Annotated in this window: 10 protein-coding genes and 1 pseudogene; 3 read left to right on the top strand and 8 right to left on the bottom strand. The window is 38.2% G+C overall.

Going from position 1 to position 10401, the window contains the following annotated elements; translation table 11 throughout:
• Positions 1-121 precede the first annotated feature (121 nt).
• Both GXK58_RS26635 and GXK58_RS26640 read right to left on the bottom strand, forming a co-directional pair.
• Positions 122-427 carry a hypothetical protein gene (locus tag GXK58_RS26635; RefSeq protein ID WP_160726194.1) on the bottom strand — a complete coding sequence of 102 codons (306 nt, stop codon included), beginning with the start codon at positions 425-427 and terminating at the stop codon, positions 122-124.
• A 15-nt stretch (positions 428-442) separates the two neighbouring features.
• Positions 443-925 (bottom strand): hypothetical protein, encoded by a 483-nt coding sequence (locus GXK58_RS26640; RefSeq protein WP_160726195.1) that lies wholly within the window; start codon positions 923-925, stop codon positions 443-445.
• A 336-nt stretch (positions 926-1261) separates the two neighbouring features.
• On the opposite strand from GXK58_RS26640, the pseudogene GXK58_RS26645 reads away from it, so the two are divergent.
• Together GXK58_RS26645 and GXK58_RS26650 are read left to right on the top strand one after the other, a co-directional pair.
• A pseudogene (locus GXK58_RS26645) lies at positions 1262-2497 on the top strand (IS110 family transposase).
• Positions 2498-2769: 272 nt separating this feature from the next.
• Entirely contained in the window at positions 2770-3756 is a 987-nt protein-coding gene (locus GXK58_RS26650) for a DUF3231 family protein (protein WP_237389795.1), read from the top strand.
• 20 nt (positions 3757-3776) lie between these two features.
• Here GXK58_RS26650 and GXK58_RS27820 read toward each other — a convergent pair whose 3' ends face one another.
• The 3 genes from GXK58_RS27820 to GXK58_RS26665 all read right to left on the bottom strand — a co-directional run bounded on the left by GXK58_RS27820 (position 3777) and on the right by GXK58_RS26665 (position 5658).
• Positions 3777-3953 carry a DUF1801 domain-containing protein gene (locus GXK58_RS27820; RefSeq protein ID WP_160726203.1) on the bottom strand — a complete coding sequence of 59 codons (177 nt, stop codon included), beginning with the start codon at positions 3951-3953 and terminating at the stop codon, positions 3777-3779.
• A 90-nt stretch (positions 3954-4043) separates the two neighbouring features.
• On the bottom strand, positions 4044-4583 hold the full coding sequence (locus GXK58_RS26660) for a D-lyxose/D-mannose family sugar isomerase (protein ID WP_160726197.1): 540 nt from the start codon (positions 4581-4583) through the stop codon (positions 4044-4046).
• A gap of 58 nt (positions 4584-4641) precedes the next feature.
• Positions 4642-5658, bottom strand: coding sequence for an SDR family oxidoreductase (locus tag GXK58_RS26665; protein ID WP_160726198.1), 1017 nt, complete (start codon positions 5656-5658; stop codon positions 4642-4644).
• Between the two features lie 234 nt (positions 5659-5892).
• On the opposite strand from GXK58_RS26665, the gene GXK58_RS26670 reads away from it, so the two are divergent.
• A complete protein-coding gene (locus tag GXK58_RS26670; protein WP_160726199.1) occupies positions 5893-6549 on the top strand; it encodes a YczE/YyaS/YitT family protein in 657 nt (218 codons plus the stop codon).
• A gap of 150 nt (positions 6550-6699) precedes the next feature.
• Here the strand turns inward: GXK58_RS26670 and GXK58_RS26675 are convergent, their stop codons facing one another.
• From GXK58_RS26675 to GXK58_RS26685, 3 genes are all read right to left on the bottom strand, one after another.
• Positions 6700-7020, bottom strand: a complete 321-nt coding sequence (locus GXK58_RS26675; protein WP_160726200.1) for a hypothetical protein — start codon at positions 7018-7020, stop codon at positions 6700-6702.
• A 99-nt stretch (positions 7021-7119) separates the two neighbouring features.
• Positions 7120-7998, bottom strand: coding sequence for an aldose 1-epimerase family protein (locus GXK58_RS26680; protein ID WP_160726201.1), 879 nt, complete (start codon positions 7996-7998; stop codon positions 7120-7122).
• A gap of 206 nt (positions 7999-8204) precedes the next feature.
• Entirely contained in the window at positions 8205-9815 is a 1611-nt protein-coding gene (locus tag GXK58_RS26685; protein WP_237389796.1) for an Ig domain protein group 2 domain protein, read from the bottom strand.
• Positions 9816-10401 lie beyond the last annotated feature (586 nt).

Below are 10401 nucleotides of genomic sequence, written 5' to 3' on the forward strand. Positions count from 1 at the left end.
TACTCGACGGGAATCCCACCCGTTATATGATACGACCTAGGCTCGGCCGCACACCTGCTATTTAGTTGAACAATAATAAAGCCGCCAATTATGGCAGCCCAATCTTAAAGTAATGCACCCGTTAATTAAGTTTAAACAATCCTTGTTCTTTCCATTGGTCGAAATATTTTTGATAACCCATTTCCTCAGCTGTCATAGTGTATTGCGTATCTCCCAATTTAAAAGTATGAGATCCTGATAATTCTTGATAGGCTGGATTCCCAACTACATCCCCAAAAAGCGTTTCGAATGTATTTACATCCACAGAGTGAGTTGTTCCATTATCGTAGGTTTCAAGAAGAATATAATCAATCTCCTCCTGAGCAAGAGCTGAATGCCCCTTAAACATCAAACCAGCTTCATTTAATGACAAATATAATTGAATCATATACAACATCGTCCTTTAACTAAAATACATATTATTCCCCCAAACAATTCCCATAAATAATAGCCAAGTCAAAACAGGAATTGCCAAACTTTTAATTGCTTCCAACCATTTGTACCTTTTATAACGACTCCTCAATATTCTATCGGTAATAAAAAATAATATAGATGCTCCAAGACTAACCCAGAATAATATCAGTCCAAAAATGATATGCAAGGCTCCAGACACAAAAGGTTCTACATTTTTTTCTTTAATTTTGATTGATATAAAATCTCCGAGCTTATCACTGATAATTGACGTAAACACCCCATAAATTAAGATTGCTGGAAAACAATACATCATATATACAGGGATACTTGTGATGGTAGACACAAAATGGCTCTGGTTAAAACTTAGATTTATATCACCAGTCGAATGGGGTAGTGTTAATCCTAATATAATCGCAAAAAGCGTCCCAGAAACTGAAGCAGATATTACTTTTCTTGGTAAAATTGTCTTCACCCCTCGTTTGTTTATTTTTTCTATATTTTAACATATTAGAGGTTCAATTTTTCATTTTTTATTGAACAAACCTGCCCCGTTCGTATTATAAGGTTAACCAGAATGCTAAATATTTCTGGTTGACCTTATTTATTTTGGTCTTATTATATCAGTAGCCAGGGTAGAACGTAACTGCCCGTGGGGCTTTGACCCCGTCAAGTAAACCGTTCGCCCCCTACTTGTAGAAACATGATTGAGGCTGGTTGGGACTTAGATCTCGTATAACAAGCGAAGCTGTGACACTGCATGGAGGATTAGGGGTTACTGGCAAATCACTAGATTAGGAGGAGATACAATATGAATCCAGTCGTAGGTCTGGATATATCTAAAGGAGAAAGTCAGGTTCAAGCATTTCTGGATAAGGGTAGACCTTATCGAAAGAGTTTTAAAGTAGATCATACTAATAAGGGGCTTAGTTCACTTGTAACGTTTCTTGAGGAAGTTAAAAATGAGTCAGGAAAGAAACCTTCGGTCATATTAGAGGCTACAGGGCATTATCAAACTTCAGTTGTTTAATACTTGGAAGAACGAGGATATTTATTAATTATCATCAATCCTTTGATTTCATATAAGGCAAGAGGTTCAAGTTTAAGAAAAGTAAAAACTGATGCCATTGATGCCTATCTCCTCTGTGAGTTGTTTTATAAAGAGGAATTTGAACCGTATAGAAAGCGTGGTGTTCAGCTATTGAACCTTCGTAATCTTACAAGACAACATGAAAATATAACTGGTGTGATGATACAAACAAAACTTCAATTTCAGGCAGTGCTTGAGCAAGTTTTTCCCGAGTATATTGGGGTCTTTGGAGATTTATATTCTGTGGTGTCACTCTTAACTCTTTCAGAGTTTCCCTCTTCAGAAGACATTTTGAAGGCTAGTGAAGAAACAATTTCAGAAAAAATTTTTCAAGTATGTAAAAGTCGATCAATCAGGTGGGCAAAAGAAAAAGCGATTGAACTTAAAGCTGCGGCGTCACGTAACCCTTTTGAAAAGACAGTTTATCAGAGTCATATTTTAAGCCTTGGTATGTATATAAGTATGATTCTTCAGTATAAAGAGCATCTATCAAAGTTAGAGTCGGAGATAGATGCCCTCGCTAAGGAAATTGAAGAATATAATATCATCAAATCTATCCCAGGTATCGGAGAAAAGATCGCTGCAACGATCATTTCTGAAATTGGGGAAATAGATCGATTTAATGACCCTAAAAAGCTTGTAGCATTCGCTGGAGTTGATCCAAGTGTTTTTGAATCTGGTAAATTTTCTGCCACCAAAAATCGAATCACTAAAAGAGGATCTAGTAGACTTAGACATGCCTTGTATATGGCAGTCCGTTGTGCCATTCGTGATTGTCGTAAAAAGAAAACAACTGAAGAAATCATCCCGCGAAACAAAAGAATGCGAGAGTATTACGACAAGAAACGTGAAGAAGGAAAGCCTTTTAAAGTAGCTGTAATAGCATGTGTAAATAAGCTCTTACATTGGATATTTGCCCTTTTAAAGAACAAAACTACTTTCCAAGATATAGCTTAGAACCTAAATCTAACTAGATAACGTAAAACCTTCCAAAAATAAACTACAGGAAGGTTATTTGGCATGCACATTTTTAGTATAACATGAGATATTTTAAGTTTTTAATGAAAAATATTGACAAACTATTAGCTGGTTTACTTCAATTAGGAAAAGCATTCCCGTTGTTTCAGTATGCTCTCCGAACGTACCATCATCAAATAGGTATACTTTATTCCCAGTACCATAAAATAATCTCAAAATAATAAATGGGACATTGGAGGTATTTTCTTTGGGTGTCTTCGGTTAAATCAAAACCTCACACATTAACTGCTGCGGAAGTATCCGCTCTTTGGCTTCAATTTATGGGCGATAGTATGGCAATATGTGTTTTCAAATATTTTCTTACTATTGTTGAAAACAAAGAGATAAAATCCATTTTTGAATTCGCATTGCAGTTATCTGAAATCCATATAAGGAAAATCAAGGAATTCTTAAAAGATGCAAATTTTCAAATTCCAATAGGATTTACAGAGAATGATGTGAATGTTAATGCACCACGCCTATTTTCTGACCAGTTTTTACTTTTTTACCTCTATATTATGACAATACATGGCTTAACCGCTTACAGCTTAGCTATTGCAAACTCAGAGCGAGAAGACATTCAAAATTATTTTTCTGAATGTTCAATTTCATCTAAGGAATTGTTCCAAAAAATAATAAAATTAGCTAAAAACCATCCAAAATATACAAGTGTCCCCTCGATTCCTTCAACTCATGGGACGGAGTTTATGGAATCACCAGGGTTCATTTCAAATTTAATAGGTGACAAAAGACCACTAAGCAGTTCGGAAATAAGCTCCCTTTTCTTTAATTCAACGAAAACTGGATTTGTTAGGTCTTTAAGTTTAGCTTTTAGCCAGGTAGCAATCCGTGAAGACGTACGTAGTTTCATGTTAAAAAATGTTAAATTAGCAGGGAAAGATGCTGAAAGCTTTGACACTATCTTACAGCAGGATCATTTGCCAATCCCTGAGAAGTGGGATGATGAGATTACCGATTCTACTGTAAGCCCGTTTTCTGACAAATTGATTATGTTTCACGCAGGATTTTTGGTAAATACGGCTCTTACTTACTATGGTGCATCGTTAGGTTCCAGCTTCAGATCGGATATAATTCTAAACTATTCTAAAGTATTTACCCACGTAATGGAGGCTGGTGCCTTCTCATACAATATTATGGTTAAACATGGATGGTTTGAGAAACAACCTGATTCCGTCTGAGGTAAAGCTCTGTTAAAAGGTCAACAGTCGTTTTCTGCATTGGTCCAGGCCTGTCGAATCAATTCTGCCAATTCATCAGTTCCTGCTTCCGCCATTATCCTTACTTTGACGTGACGCATACGTTTTCCAGTGCCCTCTAATCGTTCTTTCGGGTCAACAAGATTTGCCCCGAAGAAAAAACCCAGCCTTACAAAAATATTCTAATCATATTCTTCCTGAATCCGCACAAAAAGCAGTGTGATTTCCATATGAGAAACACACTGCTTGACTCTATACTGTAATCTCGATTATTTAATTTCTGGGATTCTTTTTATTCTCGGGTCTGTAAACACATCACTTTCATCTGTGCTTCTTGTCGAGAATTCAGAAACGACCGCACCTTCACTTCCTGCTTTAAACCAATGAAGTGTATTCGGATAAATGGTATATTGCTCACCTGGCAGTAAAATAAACTCATTGAATGCCGTATAGTACTCTTCATCCCCTTGCGGCGGATTCATTCTGCGATTTTTTGTTTCTTCTCCTTCTACGTATAGATAGACTGTTCCGTATCGACATCTAAAAGTCTCTTCTTTTCCTTCATCAAAGTCTCTTTTTGGATGCTTATGTTCAGGACAAGTTTGATAGGGCAGCAAAGCCAGTTCCTTCGCACAAACCAGATCCGTGTTCACATAAGTAATCAATTGCAAGCCTGTATCCTCAATTTTATTTAGGCCAAAGTCAGCCACCTCTAAACCGTTTTTCTCTTTTTCAGTCAAAATGATATGGGCCTTTTCAAACAATTGTAATGACTCGGCTTTGACTTTTTCATAATCTTGCAGATTCATATTTCATTCATTCCCCCTTTGACGGATAACAGTCAGCCATTATTGGCCGACCCTAGATCTATTCATTTAGCATCTTTAAAGCAATATTTAATGTGTCAACTACTCTGTCACACCAATGGTCAAATTCCTCATCTGGTACTTGTAGATCAGGATGAGCTAATATGTATTCAACCGTTTTCTTTACCCCTTGGTCAAATCGGGTTGTCGCCACAAAATCGGGAACCAGTCTTTTTAGCTTAGAATTATCGAAAACGACGGAATTGGCCTTATCTCCCAATAATCCACCCCTGTAATCCTCCTTGCTGCATGCGTCCAAAAATGCTGATGACACATGGATCGCATTGAGTTTTACGCCAAGTGCGTCTGCAATAGCTTCGTAAATTTGATTCCAAGTAAGACTTTCATCTGAAGTGATTTGAACAGACTCACCGATTGCATGAATATTGCCCATTAAGCCAATAAAACCTTTAGCAAAATCACTATTGTGTGTCATTGTCCACAAAGAGGTTCCATCCCCATGAATAATCACCGGTTTATTCTCGAGCATTCGTTTGGCTACCTGCCAGGATCCTTTGCTTCCATGTACGCCAAGTGGAATCGAACGTTCATCATAGGTGTGGCTTGGTCTTACAATGGTAATCGGGAAGCCTTCCTCTCGGTAAAGTTTCAGCAAATACTCTTCACAGGCAATCTTATTTCTCGAATATTGCCAATAGGGATTGGATAATGGCGTTCCTTCTGTGATTCGATAGTCAGATGCGGGAGTTTGATAGGCAGAAGCAGAGCTGATAAACATAAATTGTTTCGTTTTTCCTTTAAATAAGCGATAATCTCTTTCGAGTTGTTCAGGTACAAAAGCGATGAAATCTGCAACCACATCAAACTCTAAATCTTCTATTAGTCTTGAAACTTGGTCCTCATCATTAATATCCGCTTGAAGTAAGTTGATCCCTTCAGGCAAACGATCCTTTCGATTCCCTCTATTAAGAAGGTAAAGCTCACATCCCATTGCAACCAATTGCTTTGTAATAGCAGAACTAATCGTTCCTGTCCCACCGATAAATAACGCTTTCATTTTTCCACCTCCGCTAAATTTTAAAGAAACATTATACCAAGTAATTATTCTAGACTTATATCAAAATTCCTTTTTTCATATTACAAGGATAACTTTATTCTATTTTTGAAATAGATTTACCGTTTTTATCTTAAGCTTGGGAAAATAAACTGTTGTAAGCGCCCTATAAAAATACTATGATTACTTGGTAGGCTGAATTTACATCCAGGCGAGGGCGAGGGCGAGGAAATAGTTATGCATTTATTTGATATGAGAAGAATTTGGATGATGGTGATGGGAAATTTATGTATAGGAATCGCAGTTTCACTTTTACGTTTAAGTCATTTTGGTACTGACCCATTTAGCACGATGAATTTAGGGGTAAGTGGATTTATAGATGTTTCGTTTGGTGTTTATCAATTAATCTTTAATTTATTCATCCTGATCATTCAATTTATTTTTGCTCGGAATGCTATTGGGGTGGGTACGATTGTTAACATGGTTGGAATCGGTTTTATATCCGATTTTTTTGTGTATGGTTACCAAGAACTTTTCGGTCCTTCTCCACTGATCGTTACAAAAATTATATTCCTTCTTATTTCTGTAGTCATTGTTGGAATCGGAGTGGCCCTTTATATGACAGCCGATATGGGCATTTCACCCTGGGATGCAATGCCGCTAGTGATTCAAAATATATCACATAACAAAATACCGTTTATATGGGCTCGAATGATGCAAGATATTTTAGGCGTAGTGATTGGTTTTTCCTTCGGGGCCGTCGTCGGGGTTGCGACTGTTATCATGGCTTTTGGTATCGGACCGCTTGTTCAATACTTCCGCAAACATCTTACAGAACCATTATTACGTAATAATCGCGCAGCTTTATCAGCGTCAATCAATCTTAATAAGTAACTATGCAACTAGCATTTTTAGTGCTTTCTATTGCTGTGTTCAAGACCAAACAAAAAAATCTCCCTTTCAAAACAGAATGGGAGTCTTTTTTGTTTTATCATTTTCTGGGAACGTAGGTTAACATTATACCATTTGTTTTTCTCATTCTTTCTACTCCCTATTAACCGATTGTTCCAATCTAATTAACTTAGCTTCAAATCTATCTATCATTTCATGCAGCTCTTCAAATCCATTCTTGCATTCCCGAAGCAAAGTTTTCAACGCCCTTTCCCTTACTGCTTGCCGTATGGCTTGACTTACTGTTTTCCCCTCATGTCTGATCTGCTGCACTTTCTCCAAATCAGCCATATGGGTATCATTTAAGTATTCGAATTCTCTTATTAAATGATATTTTCTATACTCTTCTTTTAGCTCATTTAAAACTGATTGGCTCAAACCAGTCATTGCCCTTACTGCCTTATCTGGATACATTCCATCACGTCCTTAATTTGTTCTCTACTAGAACTTATTAAAGATCGTTTAGATTTATGCCTCCACAGTAAGTTAAACCAAAACTACTTTCTACTTTCACTATTTAAACTGCATACTATGCTTAGCCCGAAATGTTTCTCTTGGTTTAAGATTATTTATACCATATTTTTCCTTGAAGTTCCCGGTTGTATCGAATGTATCGGCAATACCATACCAAGGCTCAATGCAAACGAACGGAGCCATCTCCCCATCTGTGTCCGAGTATTTCGACCAAATTCCAACAAAAGGAAATCCCTCAAACGAAACTACTACTCCATGTTCCGAATTTTTTGATTCCAGTTTAACTTGATCAATATGGCTAAAAACAAGCGCATCATGTGCGAAAAGCGAGTCTTTCAGCTGGATTGATGATAGATTGTTGGCTTTTCCCTTCTCATAAATCAAGGAATCCTTTAGCTCATATTCGATCACATTTTTATCTGGAGCCGGTGTAAAGTACAAATTATAGTCCTCAATAGCTTCATTTTCAAAAAGCGGAACCTTAAAAGCAGGATGGGCGCCAATCGAAAAGTACATTTCCTTTTTATTTTCATTTACGATTTCCCAACGGACAGCGAGTGTATCCTCATTAAGTTCATAACGAATAATCGCTTTAAAATCATAAGGATAAACATGAAGGTAACGTCCGCCAGACGTGAAACTAAAAGATACGCCAGTTGTTGTCTGCTCTTCCACCTCAAACTCCACGTCCCGTAAAAAGCCGTGCTGCGGCATTTCGTAGGTCCTTCCATCAATCTGATATCGATCTTCCTTTAAGCGTCCAACAATCGGAAATAATACAGGGGAGACGCGTCCCCAGTAGGCTTTATCACCTGTCCACATATAGTCCAATCCATTTTTCTTATGCTTCACTTTTCGTACTTCTGCTCCTTGGTGAGTGATTTCCACCAGCAGCCAATCATTTTCAATGACAATCATCTTAAATCCCTCATCTCTTGGTATGTATTGTTTAATTGTTATTATACCCTGATTACTCTCTGCATAATGTTTGAATCATTTCCTAGGTAAGCGCGAAATCTGACAATTCACTATAGATATTTGACAGCGATCCAGCGAACCTTTATAAAGCCTACATGAAGTCATGTAGGCTTTTAATAAATTGTGGTAATTTCTATAATGAGAATTTAATTACCTATCACAATATCATCAAAATTGATTCGGCTTCCCGTAGTGCCCGATACAACAATCCTGAATCGAACTGGAGCTGTTTGAGTTACGCTGAAAGTTTTAACTGTTAAAGTGGATGAACTTGTATTCAAACTACCAACGTTTGTCCACGTCGAACCGCCATTGGCAGACATTTGAAGCTGCCAATTTGCCCCACTGTCGCTGCTAAAATTAGCGTGGGAAATTTGTATACTTTTTGCCCCGCTAACATCGAAATTCATTGAAATCTTTCCGGCTGCCCGTACACGCGCAGACTGCAAGCCCGTTTTCTTATCCCCAGATAAATTGCCGATAAGAGCATTATCAAAATACCAAGAGCCACTCGAAAGTGTTACATTTCCTGCAGAATACGCTGTTTTTGTACCGGATTCGAACTTTTCATTCAAGGCTGTGATTCCAACTGTTCCCCCACCTGAACCACTAGAGCCATAGCCATACGACCCAGATTTGAAGGTGGAAGAATCATACCATTTATAACCTGTAGCAGGTGCTGCCCAAGGTTCTGCCATAGGTTCAGTCGATGTCTGTGGATTTTCCATCGATAATAAAGTGGTTGGCTGATCCAACTGCAGGCCACTCACCTGAGATAACGCCGTATAACTCTCCTGTTTCGCTAACCAATCGACGATATTCACAAGTAGAGTACTGTCATTCTGTTCTCTAAACCCATCATATGTTGTCTTTTTTGTTCCTGTTTCCTCGCGTACATATTTTGGACTCGCGTCTTCGACTGGAGACGAATCACCGATAAAAGCGGTCTTACCTAACCCCAGCTTAGAAACGGCTGCAAAAGGACCCTCTGCTCTGCCACCGCCATTATAGACACCTTGATCGACCGCACTTCCCCAGGCTGCAGTTGTTTTAGGAAGATAAACGATCCCTTTTGCCTTATTAGGATCAGTAATGGCTAAGGTGGAACCAGCATGCATGGCAACAGTAGAAACGCCGGTTGTTATGCCGAAGGATTGACTTGGTGCAACGATATCATTGGCTGTTACATCGCCAATGGCGTTATATCGGAATCGAATCCCAAAGTTGGCTGCCAGCCAGTCCGATCCTGTAACACCCTGCATTGTTGCAGACAAAGCCTCCTCTGTCGTCATCCCTTTTGCCGGATTGGAATAAGCCCCCCGCCGATAGCCATTAAAGACCTCGGAAGCATCCCAACGGTTTTTATTACGGTCTGCATTATAATGGTCCCCGATAAAAAAGATACTCCCTCCATTTTGTACATATTGGATCAGGGCAGCTTGCTCGGAAGCTTTGTAAGGAATATTTGCTTCTCCGATGATGAACACATTGTAGCCTTGTAAGTCTTCATAGGCAAGGGGAGTGTTTTTTCGAAGCTCTTTTGCATAATAGCCTTTGTTGGCTAAGGCATTGGCGAAATCAGAGAATCCGCCATCTAACACCCAGTCGGCTGCACCGGCTGTTTGTCCATGTGTATTGTCAAATAAGATCTTCTTTCCATTTGCAGTGCCAACAGGCTGCAATTGTGGTGCAGGATCGAGTGCATTTTCGGCTGAAGCAAATTGTGTAATAGAAAAAAGAAACGTAGACAAAAGCAGAAGAACGAATGAAAAAATAGAAAAGCTTCGACTCTTAATATCAATCACTCCTTTTTTGTGTGTTCCTCCATAAAATACCACACCCATGTTAGCTGAATGTTAAAAATTATTAAAATTAATTTTTTTCCCAATAAGAATAACTGTCTCCTATTATTATATTCATTAACTCAGCAGGAAAATTTTTCCTTACATCTATCATTTACCTTTAATGCAGATATTCTTAAACCTCAAAATGGAAAAAGGCTAAACGATAGAGTGAAGGAACTCCCCATCATTCAGCCTCTTAACTATATTTTTTTCATAAACAGCGCCGCTCTAAAAAATTTTTCTCCTTCCAAACCTTACATAATTAAATGGCTTATTTTCTCCCTTTCAAGTTAAACTACCCTTTACCCCGCAATTGTTGCTGGAAACCGGATTGTAACCGTTGTTCCCTTACTTTTTCACTATCAAAGTGAATGGTTCCTTTATACTTTGCAGCAATATGAAAGCAAATCATCATCCCTAGACCTGTTCCCTTACTCTTTAACGACTGAATCCTCTCCCTATTGAAATAGGGAGGTTCTAATAGATTAGACCTTCTTTA

The sequence above is a fragment of the Bacillus sp. USDA818B3_A genome, from assembly GCF_009928415.1.
Classification (GTDB): Bacteria; Bacillota; Bacilli; order Bacillales; family Cytobacillaceae; genus Neobacillus.

Coding starts and splice junctions, on each gene's coding strand:
- GXK58_RS26635 (WP_160726194.1), bottom strand. CDS start 427: ATGATTCAATTATATTTGTCATTAAATGAAGCTGGTTTGATGTTTAAG.
- GXK58_RS26660 (WP_160726197.1), bottom strand. CDS start 4,583: ATGAATCTGCAAGATTATGAAAAAGTCAAAGCCGAGTCATTACAATTG.
- GXK58_RS26665 (WP_160726198.1), bottom strand. CDS start 5,658: ATGAAAGCGTTATTTATCGGTGGGACAGGAACGATTAGTTCTGCTATT.
- GXK58_RS26670 (WP_160726199.1), top strand. CDS start 5,893: ATGCATTTATTTGATATGAGAAGAATTTGGATGATGGTGATGGGAAAT.
- GXK58_RS26675 (WP_160726200.1), bottom strand. CDS start 7,020: ATGTATCCAGATAAGGCAGTAAGGGCAATGACTGGTTTGAGCCAATCA.
- GXK58_RS26680 (WP_160726201.1), bottom strand. CDS start 7,998: ATGATTGTCATTGAAAATGATTGGCTGCTGGTGGAAATCACTCACCAA.